The 18,375-nt window shown below is 52.5% G+C and carries 19 protein-coding genes; 13 read left to right on the top strand and 6 right to left on the bottom strand.

What is annotated here, in order from left to right; all coding sequences use genetic code 11:
• Positions 1 to 36: 36 nt before the first annotated feature.
• From hisF to trxB, 6 genes are all read left to right on the top strand, one after another.
• Positions 37 to 795, top strand: coding sequence for an imidazole glycerol phosphate synthase subunit HisF (gene hisF, locus M4D81_RS25665; RefSeq protein ID WP_071219450.1), 759 nt, complete (start codon positions 37 to 39; stop codon positions 793 to 795).
• Positions 792 to 1,493 (top strand): bifunctional phosphoribosyl-AMP cyclohydrolase/phosphoribosyl-ATP diphosphatase HisIE, encoded by a 702-nt coding sequence (hisIE, locus tag M4D81_RS25670; RefSeq protein ID WP_260068495.1) that lies wholly within the window; start codon positions 792 to 794, stop codon positions 1,491 to 1,493. The genes hisF and hisIE overlap by 4 nt, the downstream gene beginning before the upstream one ends.
• Before the next feature lie 11 nt (positions 1,494 to 1,504).
• Positions 1,505 to 2,344, top strand: a complete 840-nt coding sequence (gene hisJ / locus M4D81_RS25675; RefSeq protein WP_260068496.1) for a histidinol-phosphatase HisJ — start codon at positions 1,505 to 1,507, stop codon at positions 2,342 to 2,344.
• Positions 2,345 to 2,517: 173 nt separating this feature from the next.
• Positions 2,518 to 3,468: a ribose-phosphate diphosphokinase gene (locus M4D81_RS25680; RefSeq protein ID WP_071219453.1), complete on the top strand. Its 951-nt coding sequence runs from the start codon at positions 2,518 to 2,520 to the stop codon at positions 3,466 to 3,468.
• 89 nt (positions 3,469 to 3,557) lie between these two features.
• Positions 3,558 to 5,294 (top strand): tetratricopeptide repeat protein, encoded by a 1,737-nt coding sequence (locus M4D81_RS25685; RefSeq protein ID WP_397376780.1) that lies wholly within the window; start codon positions 3,558 to 3,560, stop codon positions 5,292 to 5,294.
• Positions 5,295 to 5,405: 111 nt separating this feature from the next.
• Entirely contained in the window at positions 5,406 to 6,359 is a 954-nt protein-coding gene (trxB, locus tag M4D81_RS25690) for a thioredoxin-disulfide reductase (RefSeq protein WP_071219455.1), read from the top strand.
• A 127-nt stretch (positions 6,360 to 6,486) separates the two neighbouring features.
• Here the strand turns inward: trxB and M4D81_RS25695 are convergent, their stop codons facing one another.
• Positions 6,487 to 6,969, bottom strand: a complete 483-nt coding sequence (locus M4D81_RS25695) for a spore coat protein (RefSeq protein WP_071219456.1) — start codon at positions 6,967 to 6,969, stop codon at positions 6,487 to 6,489.
• Positions 6,970 to 7,053: 84 nt separating this feature from the next.
• On the bottom strand, positions 7,054 to 7,506 hold the full coding sequence (locus tag M4D81_RS25700) for a GNAT family N-acetyltransferase (RefSeq protein WP_071219457.1): 453 nt from the start codon (positions 7,504 to 7,506) through the stop codon (positions 7,054 to 7,056).
• Between the two features lie 186 nt (positions 7,507 to 7,692).
• On the opposite strand from M4D81_RS25700, the gene M4D81_RS25705 reads away from it, so the two are divergent.
• From M4D81_RS25705 to M4D81_RS25725, 5 genes are all read left to right on the top strand, one after another.
• Positions 7,693 to 8,511 carry a methyltransferase domain-containing protein gene (locus M4D81_RS25705; RefSeq protein ID WP_260068497.1) on the top strand — a complete coding sequence of 273 codons (819 nt, stop codon included), beginning with the start codon at positions 7,693 to 7,695 and terminating at the stop codon, positions 8,509 to 8,511.
• Positions 8,512 to 8,632: 121 nt separating this feature from the next.
• On the top strand, positions 8,633 to 8,971 hold the full coding sequence (locus M4D81_RS25710) for a YuzF family protein (protein WP_260068498.1): 339 nt from the start codon (positions 8,633 to 8,635) through the stop codon (positions 8,969 to 8,971).
• Between the two features lie 166 nt (positions 8,972 to 9,137).
• Entirely contained in the window at positions 9,138 to 9,914 is a 777-nt protein-coding gene (locus tag M4D81_RS25715; protein ID WP_260068499.1) for an aminoglycoside 3'-phosphotransferase, read from the top strand.
• Positions 9,915 to 9,926: 12 nt separating this feature from the next.
• Positions 9,927 to 10,427 carry a GNAT family N-acetyltransferase gene (locus M4D81_RS25720; RefSeq protein WP_260068500.1) on the top strand — a complete coding sequence of 167 codons (501 nt, stop codon included), beginning with the start codon at positions 9,927 to 9,929 and terminating at the stop codon, positions 10,425 to 10,427.
• A 45-nt stretch (positions 10,428 to 10,472) separates the two neighbouring features.
• Entirely contained in the window at positions 10,473 to 11,024 is a 552-nt protein-coding gene (locus tag M4D81_RS25725; RefSeq protein WP_260068501.1) for a GNAT family N-acetyltransferase, read from the top strand.
• Between the two features lie 233 nt (positions 11,025 to 11,257).
• Here M4D81_RS25725 and M4D81_RS25730 read toward each other — a convergent pair whose 3' ends face one another.
• The 4 genes from M4D81_RS25730 to M4D81_RS25745 form a co-directional block, all read right to left on the bottom strand.
• The gene (locus tag M4D81_RS25730) at positions 11,258 to 12,679 is read right to left on the bottom strand and encodes an NAD-dependent malic enzyme (protein WP_260068502.1); all 1,422 of its coding nucleotides are present in this window, start codon (positions 12,677 to 12,679) and stop codon (positions 11,258 to 11,260) included.
• A gap of 37 nt (positions 12,680 to 12,716) precedes the next feature.
• A complete protein-coding gene (locus M4D81_RS25735) occupies positions 12,717 to 14,243 on the bottom strand; it encodes a tripartite tricarboxylate transporter permease (protein WP_260068503.1) in 1,527 nt (508 codons plus the stop codon).
• Positions 14,244 to 14,261: 18 nt separating this feature from the next.
• On the bottom strand, positions 14,262 to 14,717 hold the full coding sequence (locus M4D81_RS25740) for a tripartite tricarboxylate transporter TctB family protein (protein ID WP_071219463.1): 456 nt from the start codon (positions 14,715 to 14,717) through the stop codon (positions 14,262 to 14,264).
• Positions 14,718 to 14,785: 68 nt separating this feature from the next.
• Entirely contained in the window at positions 14,786 to 15,793 is a 1,008-nt protein-coding gene (locus M4D81_RS25745) for a Bug family tripartite tricarboxylate transporter substrate binding protein (protein WP_071219464.1), read from the bottom strand.
• A 257-nt stretch (positions 15,794 to 16,050) separates the two neighbouring features.
• Between M4D81_RS25745 and M4D81_RS25750 the strand changes: the two genes are divergently transcribed.
• Positions 16,051 to 17,661, top strand: a complete 1,611-nt coding sequence (locus M4D81_RS25750) for an ATP-binding protein (protein WP_260068504.1) — start codon at positions 16,051 to 16,053, stop codon at positions 17,659 to 17,661.
• The gene (locus tag M4D81_RS25755; RefSeq protein ID WP_071219466.1) at positions 17,639 to 18,331 is read left to right on the top strand and encodes a response regulator; all 693 of its coding nucleotides are present in this window, start codon (positions 17,639 to 17,641) and stop codon (positions 18,329 to 18,331) included. Before M4D81_RS25750 ends, M4D81_RS25755 begins: the two co-directional genes overlap by 23 nt.
• Positions 18,332 to 18,375: the final 44 nt, after the last annotated feature.

Below are 18,375 nucleotides of genomic sequence, written 5' to 3' on the forward strand. Positions count from 1 at the left end.
TAATCGACAGAGTTCATAGGGGAAGAGGGGAAAGGCATGCTGGCAAAACGGATCATACCTTGCCTGGACGTGAAGGACGGCCGGGTGGTGAAGGGCGTAAATTTTGTGAATCTCCGCGATGCGGGCGATCCCGTGGAACTGGCGGCTCTCTATGACCGGGAAGGCGCAGACGAGCTAGTCTTTCTGGATATTTCAGCATCGGTCGAAGGCCGGGCGACGATGGAGGAAGTCGTGCGGAGAACGGCAGGGGAAATTGCCATCCCTTTTACCGTGGGTGGAGGCATCTCGTCCGTCGAGGACATGAAGCGGATTCTGCGGGCGGGCGCGGATAAGATCGGGATCAATACGGCAGCGGTCAAGCAGCCGGAGCTTATCTCGGCCGGAGCGCGCAAATTCGGCTCCCAATGCATCGTTGTAGCCATCGATGCCAAGTACAACGAAGCGTGGGGAGAATGGGAAGTGTACACGCACGGCGGACGTACGCCCTCCGGCATCAAAGCGCTGGATTGGGTAAAGCAGGCGGAAAGCCTGGGTGCGGGCGAAATTTTGTTGACCAGCATGGATGCGGACGGAACGAAGGATGGGTTCGATCTGTCGCTAACCTCTGCCGTATCTTCGACGGTGCAGATCCCGGTTATCGCGTCCGGCGGCGCAGGCAAAGAGGATCACTTCTATGACGTGTTTACCAAGGGCAAGGCGGATGCGGGTCTTGCCGCAACGATTTTCCATTATAAAGAGATCTCGATTCCTCATCTGAAGTTGCAGCTTAGTCAAAAAGGAGTGGATATACGGTGAGCGAAGATATGTTGAAGGATTTATCCCTGGAGCAGGTCAGCGAGCATATCCGTTGGGATGCCTCGGGCTTGGTGCCGGCGATTGTACAGGATGCACAGAGCAAGCAGGTGCTGATGATGGCTTATATGAATCGGGAGTCTCTTCGCTTGACGCTGGAAAGCGGGGAAACTTGGTTCTGGAGCCGTTCGCGCGAGGAGCTGTGGCATAAGGGAGCAACTTCCGGGAACGTCCAGACCGTGGTTGCCATGACGTACGATTGCGATGGAGACACCCTCTTGCTGCAGGTGAATCCGAAGGGACCGGCTTGTCATACCGGACAAACGACCTGCTTCTTCAATGAGATTACGGTTCAGGGGCAGAAGAGCGGGCTTGTGAACAACCGTGCAGCTGCAGAGAGCGGGCGGTTTGCGGTTCTTGCCGAGCTGGAAGAGGTTATTGCCCAGCGTGAAGTGGAGCGGCCTGAAGGGGCTTATACGACTTACCTTTTTGATAAAGGGGTAGACAAAATCCTTAAGAAGGTGGGCGAAGAAGCTTCGGAAACGATCATCGCCGCCAAAAATAAAGACAATGCCGAGCTTAAGCTTGAAATCAGCGATCTGATCTACCATCTGCTGGTACTTCTCCAGGAGCGGAAGCTCCCGCTGGATGAGATCATGGATGAGCTAAGCCGCCGCCATGAACGGCCGCGCCGCGATTAGGAGGCTTACCGATGCATATTGATTACCATACCCACCATGCCCGGTGCGGACATGCCGAGGGGCAGCTGGAGGAGTATGTACGGCGCGCTATTGAACTCGGGATGGATCAATTGGGCTTGTCGGATCATATGCCTTTGATACACGTGGATCCGGAGGCGTACTATCCGGAGATGGCCATGCCAATGGACGAACTGCCGCGTTATGTGGAAGAGTGCCTGCAGTTGAAGGAACGCTACCAAGGGCAGATTGACATTCGGATCGGACTCGAAGGCGATTATATCGAGGGTTATGAAGAACAGATTGAGCGAATTGTGAATGACTATCCATGGGATTATGTCATTGGCTCCGTTCATTTTCTTGGTGAATGGGATATTACGGATTACCGTCAGACCAAAGGCTGGGAGGGCAAGGATCCGCTTGAGGTTTATAGACGATATTATGATGCGGTGCAGAAAGCTGCTGCCACCGGCTTCTACGATATCATGGGGCATCTGGACGTGATCAAGCGGTTCGGTTATGGGCCGGGTCCCGAGCAGAAGCCGGAAGTGATCGCATTGGAGCAAGCAGCGCTTGCGGCCGTGGCCCAAAGCGGAAAAGCCATGGAGCTGAACGCCTCCGGCTTATCGAAGGCCTGTGAGGAAATGTTTCCAAGCCGCCGCATGCTGGAGGAAGCGATGAAGCTTGGCATTCCGTTGACTTTAGGGTCGGATGCCCACCAGCCGATGAAGCTGGGCGAGCATCTGGATCAGGCCCGGGCACTGCTATCGGAGCTTGGCGTTCGGGAGGTTGCGACCTTCCGTAACCGGAAGCGGGAGATGGTGCTTTTGAATGTTGAGGGAAACCATGTATAATAAAGAAAAGCACTAATTGCAAACAGGTTTATTGCAGACGGCTGTTTTCTACTCCTAGAGACCCTTCTTCGAAGAGGTTGACGGAGGCGGGAACGGCCTGATTTGACGATAGCGCTTTCAACGAGATCCCTGCATCAGCCGACATTATCAACCACTCTCGTCAGGAGGTCCTCATGTATCGTTCATTACGATTGTTCGCCGGCACTTCAAATCCGACGCTTGCCGCAAATATCAGTCAGCAGTTGGGAGTTGAACTGGGAAAGATCAAGATTTCCCGCTTTCAGAGTGGCGAAGTTTATGTGCACTTTGAAGAGAGCATCCGCAATTGCGATGTTTTCCTGCTGCAGTCCTTTTCTCACCCTATCAATGAAATGTTCGTGGAGCTATTGGTGATGATTGATGCCGCGAAGCGCGCTTCCGCCAGAACGATCAATATCATTGTGCCTTATTACGGTTATGCCAGACAGGAACGAAAGTCAGCGCCGCGTGAACCGATATCGGCCAAAATGGTAGCCGACGTGCTGACCACAGCCGGTGCCAACCGCGTGATAACCATCGATCTGCATGCGCCAGCCATTCAGGGCTTCTTCAATATACCGGTGGATCATCTGACTGCGCTGGATTTGATTACGGAGTATCTGAAGTCCAAGAACATCGAGAATCCGGTTATCGTTTCTCCCGATGCCGGACGGGCGAAGACGGCCGAGAAGCTTTCGAGCCGCCTGGGGTCGCCGTTTGCCATGATGGTCAAGCAGCGTCCTGCCCATAACGAAGCGGTAATTACCCATGTCATTGGGGACGTGGCGGGTCGCACGCCGATTATTATCGAAGACTTGATTGATACGGGAACCACCATCGTGCAAGTGGTGGAAAGCTTAAAGGAACGGGGAGCCAATGATGCCATTGTGTGCGCGACCCATGGCCTTTTCTCCGGTGAAGCACTTGACCGTCTCGACCATGCACATATCGAGGAAATCGTGGTCACAGACTCTATTGTGCTCCCGGATCATCACTGCAAGATGCGGCTTAAGGTGCTGTCCGTAGCGCCAATGTTAGCCCAGGCAACCCATATTATTATCGAGGGCGGATCGATCGCCACTTTGTTCAAAGACGCCGGTGTGTAAACTGGTGTCTTTTTTCTGCAAATGACGTTGAAACTTGTGTTATACTGTTGTGGATAGAGGAGCAAGTTAAAGGAGGTGCCTTGCTTTTCGTGAATGGTCATCCATATGGGTCCAGTGACCCCCACAATGTTATATCTATCGAGATGAATGCCAATTTCTTCTTCGATCGCGCGGTTCGTTCGCTTGATCGTTTCCAATATGACAAGGCTCTGAAATATTTCCGCAAAGCTGTTGAATATGAACCGGATAATCCGGTGAATCATTGCAATATGGCGGGTATATTATCAGAGACGGGAGATTATAAAGCTTCCAACGATGTGCTGGCTCACATTCTGGAGCAGGTTGACCCGTTGATGACGGAGTGCTACTTCTATATGGCGAACAATTACGCCAATATGGAGCAATTCGAGAAAGCGGAAGAAGCGCTTGTTACCTATCTGGAGGAAGACCCGAGCGGTCAGTTTTTGGATGAGGCTGAGGAGATGATGGAGCTGCTTCATTACGAGCTGAATCGTCCAGCCAAGCTGAACCGGATCAAGAGTCGTGAAGGCGTGGTCGAGCATGAGCATGCGCGGGCACTGCTGGAGGAAGGGAAATTCGCACAAGCGGTCAAGCTGTTGGAGGAAATCGTCAAGGATAATCCGGATTTTCTGGCTGCGCGCAACAATCTGGCTCTAGCCTATTATTATATGGGACGCTTTGATACCGCGAAGCGCACCATTGGCGAGGTGTTGGATCAGGAGCCGGGCAATCTGCACGGTCTATGCAATCTGGCTATCTTCTTTCAGCATGAAGGAAATCAGGAGCAGCGTGACCGATTGATGGACATGCTAACGGTGACGGTTCCTTTCCATCAGGAGCATGTGTTTAAGCTGGCGACAACGATGGGAATACTGGGGCAGCACGAAATTGCCTACGGTCATTTTCGCCGTTTGTTGAAGGATGAGGAGTTTAGCGGAGATCCTAGCCTGTATCATTACACGGCCGTTGCGGCATGCAATAGCGGTTATTATGACAGGGCCGAGAAATATTGGCGGCAAGCATTGAAGCTGGATGGGGATTCGGTGATTCCGGATTTCTATCTGGCACAGCTGCAGAAGCGTAAAGAGACCGGTACGAAACAGATGAAGGTGAGTTATCACTATCATCTTCCGTTCGAAGAGCAGTTCAAACGCTGGGAGCATGACGGCGACAAATTGACGGAGGAAGCGAAGCAAAATCCGCTGATTCGTTCTTCGTTCTTCTGGGCGCTCCGACATGGCGACCCCCATACCAAGCTGCAGGTGATCCGGACGCTGGAATTGATTGCCGATGAAGAGGTGCAGCATGCGCTGCAATCGTTCCTGCAGGAACCGGGAGAGGATGCGGAGCTGAAGGATGCCGCCCGCCTGGTGCTCCAGCAGATGGAGGCCGCAAGCAATCGGCTGAAGGAACGCCGCGACGATCGCGATATATCCAGCAGCAAGACCCGCGAGGTGCTGCCGGATTGGCTGCCTTCCTGGAAGGCGGTGCTGGAGAAGGCAGAGCAGACCATGGACATGCGGGTAGACGCTTTTTGGAAAAAAGAGATGGAGAATCTCTGGTCCGAGTTCCTGAGCCGGCTGTACCCTGATATTCCGAACATTCGGAATGTGGAGGGCTGGGCTGCGGCATTGGAATATTTGACGGCCAAGAAGCGTGGAAGAACCCTGACCTATGAACAAGTAGCTGTCCGTTACGGCATTTCGCCATCAACGGTGAGCCGTTACGCACGTCAAATGGATAGCGTATGTGAAACGAAAGCACAGCCGGATGATAATTTCCGGCCATTTACGGAAAACATTTAAGTAAGAACCCATATTCGGATACTTAGGAGACCTTGGTACATGAAGATTCCATAAGTCCTGAATAGGATGTAGCACGTAACAGAAATCGACACCTTAAAGGAGGCCGTATCTATGTACAAATCAATCGTAATCGGAACAGGACCTGCCGGATTGACGGCAGCCATCTACTTGGCACGCGCGAACTTGAAGCCGCTCGTTATCGAAGGAATGCAGCCGGGCGGTCAGCTTACGACAACGACCGAGGTTGAGAATTTCCCCGGATTTCCGCAAGGAATCATGGGCCCCGAGCTGATGGATAATATGCGTCAACAAGCGGAGCGCTTCGGTGCGGAGTTCAAGAGCGCCTGGGTCGAGTCCGTTGATTTCTCCGAGCGTCCGTTCAAGGTGAATGTCGAGGGCATGGGCGAGCTTCTGGCTGAGTCCGTGATTATCTCGACGGGAGCTTCCGCGAAGTATCTCGGAATTCCGGGAGAGCAGGAGAACGTTGGTCGCGGCGTAAGCACATGCGCCACTTGCGACGGGTTCTTCTTCCGCGGGAAAAAGATCATTGTTATCGGCGGGGGCGATTCCGCGATGGAGGAAGCCAGCTTCCTGACGCGTTTTGCTTCCAGCGTAACGGTAGTGAACCGCCGCACCGAGCTGCGTGCATCCAAGATCATGCAGGATCGCGCGCGTGAGAATGAGAAGATCCAGTGGGCTCTGGACCGTACGCCGGTTGAGGTGGTTACCAGCGAAACCGGAGTTAAAGGGTTGAAGGTCCGCAACAATGAAACGGGAGAAGAAGAACTGATTGAAGCGGAAGGTGTATTCGTGGCGATCGGCCATACGCCGAATACGGGCTTCCTTGGCAATCAGATTACAACCGACCCGACAGGCTATATCCTGGTTAAACCGGGAACGACGGAGACGAACATCCCGGGCGTGTTTGCTTGCGGCGATGTCCAGGACACACGCTACCGCCAAGCGATTACGGCTGCAGGCACAGGCTGTATGGCCGCTATGGACTGCGAGAAATATCTCGAAGGCCATATGGTGCATGACTGGAGCGAAACACTGAATAAATAATCCCTGACTTTTAGGGGATGATATGTGAAATAGAAAAAGCCTCTGAGCTATACAGCTGACGGTTTTGGCGATACTAACATCTCGTACCTAACCTGTCTTGTGTAGCCCGGGGCTTTTTTTGCTGATGTTACAGGCTTAATGCCTTGTTGGCATTCTTCACGTCATTCTCCAGCAGCTGCTTCAAATTGTAGGAAGGATACAGACCGCGCGCATACATGAAATAGAAGACCTTGCCGTGCAGTTCAATGGCTTTGTTCAATTGTTTCTGCAGGGTTTCTCTTACGCTTGGCGTTGCGGCTTCGGTAATGGCAATGGCGTAGCTGCGGACAGAGGTTTTGGCGAAACCCAGCAGATGGCCTGCGTAATACGCCGTCAAATCGGCACCGGAAAGACTGCGGGTTCCTGTGGGCGCTTGTGAAAAATAAGGCAGGAGTTCCCTCAGGTTTTGTTCTACTCCATTTATCGCTTCTGTATACAGCCCATGGAGCTCCGGGTCCTTGATATCATGTAATGACATCTTGAACCCCATCAGGTTATTTGCCTGAAAGGCGGTTAATTCATGAATCTCCAACGTTTCATGCCAAGCGAGATGCCTCGGATTTTGACTCATGCTCAAGTAGATTCTCCTCCATAATCAATATGCGATAGCCTATTCATCGGATGGAGGAATGGTGCAACTGCCCAGCCACAAAACTTACAAATCTAGCGACAACCGCACCATATCGCGCAGCCGCATGCCATTTTCGTAGATTTCTTCATCATAATGACGGACAAAAAAGTCCCGGTCGATGCCTGTCATCCGAAACCCGCATTTCTGATACAGCGCCAGCTGCGCCACGCCCGTACTCCCTGTTCCGACTTCAATGGTTGCATATCCAAGCTCTCGGGCCTGCCCGATGGCATGATTCACAAGCTGTTTGCCATATCCCTGGCCGTGCAGATTCTCGCTTATGGCAACGTTAACGAGTTCGATCGTATCAGGCCTTGTAGGCAGCAGGACGTAGACCCCGATGGGATGCGTGTCCTCCTCAGCGACATAACAATGACCGCGCTTTACATAGTCCTCAACGAGCCTTATCGATGGATCTGCAAGCAGCAGCAGGTCCATTGGGGGTTTTTCATGAGTATTCAGCTTTCTAATGTTCACGAGTTTCTCCCTCATTATCATCTATAGTGATTATAAAAACAGGTTTATTGTAACATGCCTGGCCATCGATTTCCTGGATTTGGATGATTTCAACTGGCGGTTGAATTCTCTTGGGATTCAATAACCAGGTTATTGTATGCCTTACGCAGCGCCCCTACAATGTGGTTATATAGGAGCGTGATACATATGAGAGACATGTTAGCCAAAAATATTCATCGATACCGCAAAGAACGGAGGCTCACCCAGGAGGGGTTGGCCCATAAGCTGGGCGTTACGTTCCAGGCGGTGTCCAAGTGGGAAACGGGACAGACCATGCCTGATACGGCGCTGCTTCCGGAGCTGTCACAGCTGCTTGATGTCAGCATCGATAAGTTGTTTGGTTATTCTGCGACGGGCAAGCCAATCAGCATATATGAAGAGGAGTACAAAACACCGGAGTACTATTGGGGCACGGAGCCGAATGCGGCCTGTTATCAGGTGCTTGAAATGATTCCTCCCACAAGAAGGGTGAAGCTGCTGGATATCGGGTGCGGGGAAGGGAAGGATGCCGTGTTTTTTGCGCGTAACGGCTATGATGTCACAGCATTCGACATTTCGGATGCGGGGATTGAGAAAACGAAGAAATTGGCCGATCATATCGGGGTTCACGTGAACGTATTTAAGGCGGATATTTCGGATTACCGTTTGGATTCGGAGTTTGACGTGCTGTATTCCAGCGGCGTTCTGCATTATATCAGACCCGAGTATCGTGAAGAGATCTTTGCTAATTATAAAAAATTCACGTCGGCCGAGGGGCATCATTGCCTTAATGTGTTCGTACAAAAGCCGTTCATTGCGTCTCCTCCCGAGGATGAGCCGTACGCTTACGACTGGAAATCCGGGGAGCTTATGATGCATTATCACGACTGGTTGATTCACAGCTGCCCGGAGGTGATTTTTGATTGTAACTCATCGGGTATCCCGCACCGGCATGCGATGAGTAAGTTGATTGCACAGAAGGTGTAAATGGAAGGGAGGTTGGGCGGTTTTCTTGCTTTTACACATAAATATGAGGATTGTTAACATAGCGGCCCCATCTCGGACATACATAAGGGTGTAGGAATAATATTGGCATGGGAGGTCTTTCATGAACAACCATAACCATTTTGGTTATCCAGCCCCGCCTGCGGGTTATGCACCGGGTTACTATGCCTATCCCCCGCCCCAACCTATACCGCCGAATTACGCGCCGCGTACCCTGGCAATTCCGCAGCCAGCCCACTACGCAGCGCTGGTTGAACCGGCATTTATTGAACATCTGCTCCGGCATAAAGGAGCCAAGGTAGTCATTATGACCACCGCGGGGAAAGTCGATGGGATCTTATCCGGCGTTGCGGTGGACCATCTTCAATTGACGGTCGGGGATCATAAAGCGCTGCACATTCGTCTGGCCGAGGTGGTGTACTTCGAGGGAGTTCCGTTCTGATAAACAGGGATCAAAAATAGTTTAAACGAAAAATTACCTGCTGGTAGGGAAGGATTAGGCCGGCAAAGCGCCAATTTATACAGTACAGATCCGAAGGCGTTCCGATGGGGACGTCTTTATTCTATTGAACTGAGGCCGACCGATTTGGGGTCGGTGTGGAGGAACGATGAAAAAAGTACGTATTCCATTCGACATCAAGGCGCTGCCTGCCAGCTTGCAGCCATATATCCAGACCGCTGCCGTCTATGACAGCAGCTCATCGGAACAGGCCAAAACCCTGTACATCGAGGGAGCGAACCAACCGATGTTTTTGAAGATAGCGAAACGGAGTGAACTTAAGAGAGAAGGGATGATGTCGGAATATCTGCACGGAAAGGGCCTGGCTCCCAAGGTGCTGGCTTATGAACAGCATGGCGAGAACGATTACCTGCTGACCGTCGCTCTGCAGGGTGAAGATGGGGTGTCCGGGGGACACCTTGATGATCCGAAGAGGCTGGCTGCCGTGTTCGGGGAGAGTTTGCGTTATCTCCATTCTGTATCGGCTGCGGATTGTCCCTTTCCGAATCGAACGGCTGAACTTCTCCAGGAATATCAGGAAAGTTTCATGAACAAAACGGAAGATATCGAAGGGTTTCCGGGTGGAAGAGAACAGGCTCTATTAAGCCTTGAGAAGCTGCAGGGAGCAGCACATCATGATGTGCTACTCCACGGCGATTATTGTCTGCCGAATCTGATAATGAGGGATTTCCAGCTTGAAGGTTTTATCGATCTGGGTTATGGCGGGATCGGGGACCTTCACTACGACCTCTATTGGGGGATATGGACGCTGCGATATAACCTGGGGAACGATGACTACAAGGATATTTTTCTCGACCATTACGGCCGGAGCGATTTCGATCCGGAGAGATTGGCGTTATGGACTGTACTGACGGATCGTATCTAGGAGGAAAGGGAGATGCACATGGAATCATATCATATTCGAGTCGCTGGCCGGGAGGATGTATCCTTTCTACGGGAAATGCTGTATGAGTCCCTGTATGTGCCCGAGGGAGAGGAGCCTTTTAGCAGGGATATCCTCGAGGAACCGTTTATGAAAAAATATGTGGAGAACTGGGGGAGAGAGGGCGATTTAGGCTATATTGCCGTGAATGCCACAGGAAAGCCGACAGGCTCGATTACGATCCGTTATTTTGATGAAGGGAACAAGGGATTCGGTTACGTGAGCGATGACATTCCGGAACTGGGCATGGCGCTGCTGCCGGAATCCCGCGGGCAAGGGCTCGGAACGGCCCTGATGAAGGAATTGTTCAGAGGAATGAAGGAGCAGGGAATTCAAAAGGTATCGTTAAGCGTCGCTCCGGAGAATACGGCCGCTATGAAATTATATGAGCGGTTCGGATTCCAGGAGGTGGGCATGAGCGGAACCTCTATTACGATGCTTGCGGATGTAATCTGAAGAATGAGAATTGGGGATCTAATAAGGGAAGATGGGGGGATCGCGATGCTGGTGTACGAGGCTGGACCGATTACGGTTCGCGAGCTGGAGGAGAAGGATGAAATATCCTTAGCTTCTTGGCTGTCCAATCCGGATGTGCTGCAGTATTATGAGGGACGGGACAATCCTCACGACGTGGAGCGGGTGCGGGAGCATTTTTACGTGGATGATGATGAGACTCGCTGCATCATTGAGCATAATGGGAAACCGATCGGGTATATTCAGTTTTATCTTCTGGATGAAGAGACGTTAGGCGAGTATGGATATAACGGGAGTGATGCAGACTGCAGAACCTTCGCCACGGATCAATTCATCGGGGAGCCGGATTATTGGAATCGAGGCATCGGTACGAAGCTCATGACTTCCATGGTGGAGTATCTCGTGTTTCAGAGGCAGGCTGATCGGATCGTAATGGACCCGCAGGCATGGAATGAACGGGCGATTGCTTGTTACGAAAAGTGCGGCTTCCGGAAGGTGAGACTGCTGGAGAAGCATGAACAGCATGAAGGTGAACTGCGGGACTGCTGGATTATGGAGTATCGGGCAGAGCGAAAGTAAATCGATTGGGCATTGAAGGGATGGGCCGGAGCGGCTAAGATTATACGTGCTGCGTTTTCAGTGTAGGTAGGAAGCAAAAGAGTACGGGGCCTAGAGGAAACCGTACTCTTTTGCTCTTTTTCTTTAAATACTCATATCTTAAGATGGGTCGCTCTATAGATCTTAGGGATCAATCCTCTTTCAGCTGCAGCTGGTGCTTGACGAATCCTCCCCGTTTCATGGAATCGTAACCGTTAGCGGTATTCCCTTGGAATACGGCGCGCGACCCCGGTTCGGATGGCTGCCTGGATGACAAGGTCCCGGATACCGCTGACGACTTGTTGGTTGAATACGCTCGGGATGATGTAATGCCGGCTCCGTTCCTTGTCCGTGACCGCCGATGCGATCGCTTCGGCCGCGGCGAGTTTCATCTCCTCGTTGATGGCAGAGGCTCGGCAGTCCAGGGCGCCGCGAAAAATACCGGGAAAACATAACACGTTGTTAATCTGGTTCGGGTAATCCGAGCGGCCTGTTGCAATGACGCCCGCGATATCCTCTGCCTCCTCCGGCAGAATCTCCGGGATCGGATTGGCCATCGCGAAGACGATCGGACGCTCTGCCATCGCTTGAACATCCTTTCTCTTCAGGATTCCACCGGCAGACAAGCCGATGAATACGTCGGCGCCCTGGATGACGTCTTGAAGTGAACCGGAACGCCGTTCGGGGTTGGTGTTGCTGGCGTACCATTGCCACATTGGATGGTCATACGTCTGATCGGAGGTCAGCGCGCCGAGGCGATCGACGCCGATGATGTTCTTCACGCCCGCCGACATAAGTATTTTGCTGCAAGCAACGCCTGCGGCGCCAATGCCGCAGACGACAACCTTCAGATTCTCTACGGATTTACCGACGACCTTCAGCGCATTGATCAAGGCTGCATACAGGACGACGGCGGTTCCATGCTGGTCATCATGGAACACCGGGATGTCCAATTCCTCGCGCAGACGCTGCTCAATCTCAAAGCATCGCGGCGATGAGATATCTTCCAGATTGATACCGCCAAACGCGGGAGCGATCGCTTTGATCGCCGTAATGATCCCTTCGGTATCCTGTGTATCCAGACAGATTGGGAAGGAGTCCACATCCGCCAGCTGCTTGAAGAGCATCGACTTGCCCTCCATCACCGGCATGGCCGCATAGGGGCCAATATTGCCAAGTCCCAGGACGGCGCTGCCGTCGGAGATGACGGCTACGGTGTTGCGCTTGACGGTGAGCGTAAAGGCTTTACGCGGTTCTTCGTGGATTGCCATGCATACGCGAGCAACATCCGGCGTATACACGCGGGAGAGGTCGTCGCGGTTCTGGATCGGCGCTTTCAGCTTGGTTTCAATCTTTCCTCCAAGATGGAGCAGGAAGGTGCGGTCAGATAGATGCAGCAGCTGAACGCCGGACATGGCGCGAATGCGCTCGGCAATAATGTCGATGTCGATGGTGTCGATCACCGTGATGGTGACGTCGCGAATCGTCGTATGCTTGCTCGTCTGAATGACGTCAATGGCCACGATATCGCCTCCCGCCTCGAAGATGGCGGCCGTTACTTGGCCAAAGCTTGCTTCTTCCGTATGCATTTCGATTCTTGCGATGACACTTTTGCCGCCTAGTTTGCTGGTATTCATGACTGCCTCCTTGGCTTATCGATATTCGTATGATGGGTTAGCCTTCTTCGTTCACGATAACTTCCTTGCCTTTTCGTTTGAGTAGAATCGGAACGATAATCCAAAGCAAGGCGATGATGAGGAATGCCAGCGACATCGGCTTCTGCAGGAAGATCATAAAGTCGCCGTTGGATGTGGTCAGCGCCCGGCGCATATTGTTCTCGATCATGGGACCCAGCACGAGTCCGAGCACCAGCGGCGCGAGCGGAAAGTCATTGCGGGCCAGCAGGAAGCCGGCAATGCCGCAGATGAGCAGCAGGACCAGGTCAAAGATCTGTGCTTGAACGGCGTAAACGCCGAAGATGGAGATGGCAATGATGATGGGTATGAGATATTTGGCCGGGGTCTGGATGACCTTGGCAAATACTTTAACCAGCGGCATATTCAGTACAAGCAGCAGCAGGTTACCGATGAGCATGCTGGCGATCAGTCCCCATGCAACTTGAGGGTGCTCTTCGAACAGCAGCGGGCCTGGCTGGATGTTGTACATGATGAGTGCCCCCATCAGGATGGCAGTTGTTCCGGAACCCGGAATTCCCAGTGTCAGCAGAGGGATCATAGCGCCTCCGGATGCCGCATTGTTGGCCGACTCGGGTGCAGCAACGCCAGCGATATTGCCTTTGCCGAAGGATTCGGGATGCTTGCTAACCTTTTTCTCAACGATATAACTGAAGAAGGAAGCAAGCGTTGCGCCGGCACCCGGCAGGATGCCGATAAAGAAGCCGAGGATCGAGCCGCGGGCAATCGGTCCCGCGCTATCCTTCATGTCTTGGCGTGTCGGGAGGATGCGGCCGATCTTGGAAGTTGGACCCGCTGCGTAGTCCCTCTCCAGGATGGATTTAAACACTTCGCCAAGGGCAAACAAACCGACGGCAATCGTTAGAAATTCCAGTCCGGAATACAGGATGGGAATATCGAAGGTGAATCGGGCGACGCCGGATACGGTATCCATGCCGATGGTCGCGAGCAACAGACCGAATACGGTCATGATGAGCGCCTTGGTGATCGATTTACCTGCAAGCCCGCTTACTGCACAGAGTCCCAGCAGCATGAGCGAGAAATAATCAGCTGGGCCGAATTTAATCGCTACATTGGATAAAGGCTCCGCCAGCGCGATCAACGCCACAAGCGCGAAGAGCCCGGCTGCGAACGAGCCGATCGCAGCGATGGACAAGGCGGGGCCTGCCCTGCCTTGCTTCGCCATCTGGTAGCCGTCCAGCGTCGTAACAACAGAAGAGGACTCCCCGGGCGTGTTCAGCAGAATCGAAGTAGTAGATCCGCCATACATGGCTCCATAATAAACGCCTGCCAGCAGAATGATTGAACTGGTTGCTGCCGCTTCCGCCGGCAAGCCGCTAGTCATGGAGGCGGTGACGGGGATCAAAAGCGCGACGCCGCTCATCGGACCGATGCCGGGAAGCACCCCGACCGAAGTGCCGATCAGCACGCCTAAAAAGGCAAAGAGCAGGTTATGCCACTGCAAGGCGGTCATAAAGCCGTCCGCCAGATAATCCAGAACATTCATTGTAGATTCCTCCCATGCTCATGATAGCCAAGACGGGAAGCCCGGCATGGAGCCTTCCAGCAAAACAACAAAGATGACGTACACGCCGCCGGAGAACAGCGCGGAGATTAGAATGGATTTCAGCCACTTGCCTCGTTCCAGCGTCTGAAACGCAAACAGGAGGAACAGGAAGGTACCGATGATATATCCGATGAATTCCAGGAAATAGGCATAAAGAAAGGCTGCCGCAAAAATCATGAAGAACCGTTTGTAGTCCAGTTTCTCTGTACGGTTCTCCGCCGGCTTGGCTTTCAGGGCTTCATAAAACAAACGAATGCTCAGCAGCACAAGCGCCAGCCCGAGGCCGAACGGGAATATGTTAGGGCCAACGGTGCTTCCGTACGCGGATGAGCTGATCTTGGCGCTCTGCCACATAAAGCCGATGCCAAGGAGCAGAAATACGATGCTGGCGTAGCGGTCAAACGTTCTGTTCAAGGTGGACACCTCCTCAAGGATGAAACGGGAGAGGGGAGGGGAGCGCACCGCTCCCTCAACTCCAAGGCTTACTTCTGCATACCCAACGCTGTGAGCAGCTCCTGCACGTCTCGCTCCTGTTCTTCAAGGAATGCCTTGAAGTCAGCAGCGTTTCGGTATTCGCTTGCCCAGTCGTTGGCAACCAGCTCTTTCTGCCATGCTTCGTTCTCGGAGAGGTCCTTCAGCGTTTTATCCCAGAAGGCCAGCTGTTCTTCCGTCAGTCCCTTCGGACCGAATACGCCGCGCCAGATCGTAAATTCGGCATCCAGACCGAGCTCCTTCAGGGTCGGTACATCCGCGAAGTCTCCGCCCAGGCGTTCACTTGAAGTAACGGCCAGGATTTTGATCTTGCCGGCTTTCAAGTAACTGCCGAGCGAAGAGATATCCGTGCCGATCGCATCGGCATTGTTGCCGAGGAGGGCCGCGATGGCTTCGCCGCCGCCATCATAAGATAAGTACTTAACGGTTCTCGGATCCACGCCGGATTTGAATGCAGGCAGAACGCTGATCAAGTGGTCCATCGAGCCCGGAGCGGAGCCACCAGCTAGCGTGACTGAAGTGGGATCGGCTTTGATCGCGTCGATCAGCGATTGCAGATCGGTAAATTTGGAGTTTGCCGGTACGGCAATCGCTCCAAAGTCTTTGGTCATTTGGGCGAGCGGTGTCACGTCTTTGTAGCCAAATGGACTGTTCCCTTCTTTTTTCAGATTGTTAATGAGAATGGGCGGAGAACTCACGAACAGCTTGTAGGGATCTTCGTTGTCTTTTGCCACGTATTCCGCGAGAAATACGGTCCCGCCGCCGCCGGGTTTATTCTCAACCGTCATGGTCTGTTCGATGAGCTTCGTTTCCGTTAATACTTTGGTGAGGGAACGGGCCGTTTTGTCCCATCCACCGCCGGCGCCTGAAGGCGCGGTCACGATAAATGGTTTTTTCGGATAATCGCCGGTGCTGCTTCCGGAAGTACTGCAGGCTGTCAAGCTCATCGCCAGGACAAGTGCAGAAGCTATGATTGTGAAGCCGGTTCGTTTTAGCATGAATGAGTTCCTCCTTTATGGATAACCAATGCTCGTAACTACTGTAAGCGCTTACTTTATGAGATTCCTCTATACTACCATCGTGAATCTAGCTTGAATAGAATTGCGACATAAGTTGAAAAAGCTTCATTTCGCTAATTTTGTTCATAAAATTCACGGCCGATTTTTGTCAGAGACTATTGTTACAGGTGTGATCTAGAATACAATAGGGAAATCAGAGCCGCGTTTATGGCGATAATCCTTATGGAGGAATATGAATGCGTTTACAGACGAGATTGATTCTGCTTATAGGCACCCTTTTGTTTTCTGTTATTGTCGCCTTGACCTTCAGTTTTGAGCGGCTGCTCGTCACAACGCTGGAGAAGAGCATTGGCGCTTCGGCATTAAAGCTGGCGAAGGCCGTGGCGGAGATGGACGTCATTCAGGACGCGTTCGAGGAAGAGAACCCGTCTGCCATCATTCAGCCTGTGGTCGAGGAAATTCGGCTGGAGACGGACGCGGAGTATATCGTCATCGGTAACCGAGAAGGGATCCGTTATGCGCATCCGCTCGCCGATCGGATTGGCAAAGAGATGGTCGGTGGCGACAACGGCCCGGTACTGCAGGGCATGAGCATCATATCGAAGGCGATTGGCTCCATGGGACCCTCGCTTCGGGGGAAGACGCCGATCTACAATGATAAGAATGAAATCATCGGTATCGTATCGGTCGGCATTTTAATGAAAGATATCGAGATATCAGCACAATCGTATCGCAATCGTGTCCTGTTCTTTGCAGGACTTGCATTAATCCTGGGATGTTGCGGCGCTATATGGATATCGTCCAGCGTCAAGCGATCCATTCACGGGCTGGAGCCCAAGGAAATCGGCTTATTATATCAAGAGAAACGGGCGATTCTGGAAACGATTCATGAAGGCATTATCGCTGTCAATCGGGAGGGCATCGTAACCTTGGCCAACCATACAGCCATGATGCTGATCGATCCGGAGGAGCGCAGGGTGATCGCCGGGCAGTATATTCAGGACGTTATCCCGGGCACCAGGCTGCTGGAGGTGATGCAAACCGGGGTAGCAGAGAAAGACCAAGAGATGGTCATTAACGATCATGCGGTTGTGGTGAACCGGCTGCCTATCTATGATCATGAGCATCGGATTGTAGGGGCGGTCTCCAGCTTTCGAAACAAGTCCGAGCTGCTGCACTTGACCGAAGAGCTCACGCAGGTGAAGAGATATACGGAAGCGCTGCGCGCGCAGACGCACGAATATTCCAACAAGCTGTATACGATATACGGCCTGATTCAGCTGGAATCGTACCAGGAGGCGATGGATCTGATTACGCATGAGACCGATGTGCACCAGAACCTGATTCAATTCCTGCTGCAGGAGATTCCCGATCCCATCATCGGCGGCATTCTTATTGGAAAGTTTAATCGCGGAAGCGAGTTGAAGGTGAAGGTTGAGATCGACCGGAGCAGTTCCTTTAAAGACATTCCCGGTCATATTAGCCGAAACCAGCTCGTCACTATTATCGGTAATTTGATCGACAACGCCATGGAGGCAGCAATGGGATCCAAATCGGACAATAGATGGGTAAGGATAGAGTTACACGATCAGGCCAATGAATTAATGATCGAAGTATCCGACAGCGGGACCGGTATTGCCGAGGCTGGAACGGATCGACTGTTTGAGCTGGGTTACTCCACCAAGGGGGAGCGCAATCGAGGTTTTGGCCTATCAATCGTCAACGGGACCATACAGCAACTGCAGGGTACCATTGCTTTCCGCAACGCACCTGAAGGCGGGGCCGTGTTCACGGTCAAGATACCAAAAACAAGGGGAGATGTTCATGATTCGGGTAGCAATCATTGAGGATGATGTGCGTATTGCCAGCATTAATCAGCGGTTCGTTGAGAAGGTGGAGGGCTTCGAGGTGATAGGCATTGCAACGGATCGGGCCCAGGCGCATGAGCAGCTGGATATTCTGGCACCTGATCTGGTGCTGTTGGATTTGTATTTTCCCGATATGTCGGGATTGGATCTGCTGCAGCACATTCAACGGGGATATCCGAATACCGATGTTATTATTATAACGGCAGCCAAGGAATTCGATACGGTGCGGGAGGCGATTCGCGGCGGTGTGTACGATTTTATGATCAAGCCGGTGGTCTTCGACCGTTTCCAGGAGAAGCTGAAAGCCTATCGAAAATATTATGAGCAGATGAAGCAGCTCGGCGGCGCGAACAAGCAGATCGATCAACAGGGCATCGACCAGCTGTTATGGCGTGCCGGTGAACGGATGGACAGGGAAGTGTATTTTCCAAAAGGCATCGATAAACTGACGAGCGAGAAAATCCTGTCCTACATCGAGGAGTCCGGGGACGTGTGGACCGCGGAGGAATTGGGCAAGCGTGGAGGCTTCAGCCGAACGACAGCAAGAAGATATCTGGAGTACTTCGTGGAGAAGGGCGTCCTCGTGGCGGATATTTCCTATGGCACGGTAGGCAGGCCGGAACGGGTATACCGGAAAGCGGAGGATTAAATAACAGGATGATGGTGCGGCAACTCTCCTAAGCTTGCAGGGTT

Source organism: Paenibacillus sp. p3-SID867 (assembly GCF_025142895.1).
Classification (GTDB): domain Bacteria; phylum Bacillota; class Bacilli; order Paenibacillales; family Paenibacillaceae; genus Paenibacillus_AQ.

What these genes read in the sequence shown, in the direction of transcription:
- M4D81_RS25705 (WP_260068497.1), top strand. Translation starts at nt 7,693, where the DNA reads ATGAGAGACATGTTAGCCAAAAATATTCATCGATACCGCAAAGAACGG.
- M4D81_RS25715 (WP_260068499.1), top strand. Translation starts at nt 9,138, where the DNA reads ATGAAAAAAGTACGTATTCCATTCGACATCAAGGCGCTGCCTGCCAGC.
- M4D81_RS25725 (WP_260068501.1), top strand. Translation starts at nt 10,473, where the DNA reads ATGCTGGTGTACGAGGCTGGACCGATTACGGTTCGCGAGCTGGAGGAG.
- M4D81_RS25735 (WP_260068503.1), bottom strand. Translation starts at nt 14,243, where the DNA reads ATGAATGTTCTGGATTATCTGGCGGACGGCTTTATGACCGCCTTGCAG.
- M4D81_RS25695 (WP_071219456.1), bottom strand. Translation starts at nt 6,969, where the DNA reads ATGAGTCAAAATCCGAGGCATCTCGCTTGGCATGAAACGTTGGAGATT.
- hisJ (WP_260068496.1), top strand. Translation starts at nt 1,505, where the DNA reads ATGCATATTGATTACCATACCCACCATGCCCGGTGCGGACATGCCGAG.
- M4D81_RS25710 (WP_260068498.1), top strand. Translation starts at nt 8,633, where the DNA reads ATGAACAACCATAACCATTTTGGTTATCCAGCCCCGCCTGCGGGTTAT.
- M4D81_RS25680 (WP_071219453.1), top strand. Translation starts at nt 2,518, where the DNA reads ATGTATCGTTCATTACGATTGTTCGCCGGCACTTCAAATCCGACGCTT.
- M4D81_RS25750 (WP_260068504.1), top strand. Translation starts at nt 16,051, where the DNA reads ATGCGTTTACAGACGAGATTGATTCTGCTTATAGGCACCCTTTTGTTT.
- M4D81_RS25745 (WP_071219464.1), bottom strand. Translation starts at nt 15,793, where the DNA reads ATGCTAAAACGAACCGGCTTCACAATCATAGCTTCTGCACTTGTCCTG.
- trxB (WP_071219455.1), top strand. Translation starts at nt 5,406, where the DNA reads ATGTACAAATCAATCGTAATCGGAACAGGACCTGCCGGATTGACGGCA.
- M4D81_RS25730 (WP_260068502.1), bottom strand. Translation starts at nt 12,679, where the DNA reads ATGAATACCAGCAAACTAGGCGGCAAAAGTGTCATCGCAAGAATCGAA.
- hisF (WP_071219450.1), top strand. Translation starts at nt 37, where the DNA reads ATGCTGGCAAAACGGATCATACCTTGCCTGGACGTGAAGGACGGCCGG.
- M4D81_RS25755 (WP_071219466.1), top strand. Translation starts at nt 17,639, where the DNA reads ATGATTCGGGTAGCAATCATTGAGGATGATGTGCGTATTGCCAGCATT.
- M4D81_RS25720 (WP_260068500.1), top strand. Translation starts at nt 9,927, where the DNA reads ATGCACATGGAATCATATCATATTCGAGTCGCTGGCCGGGAGGATGTA.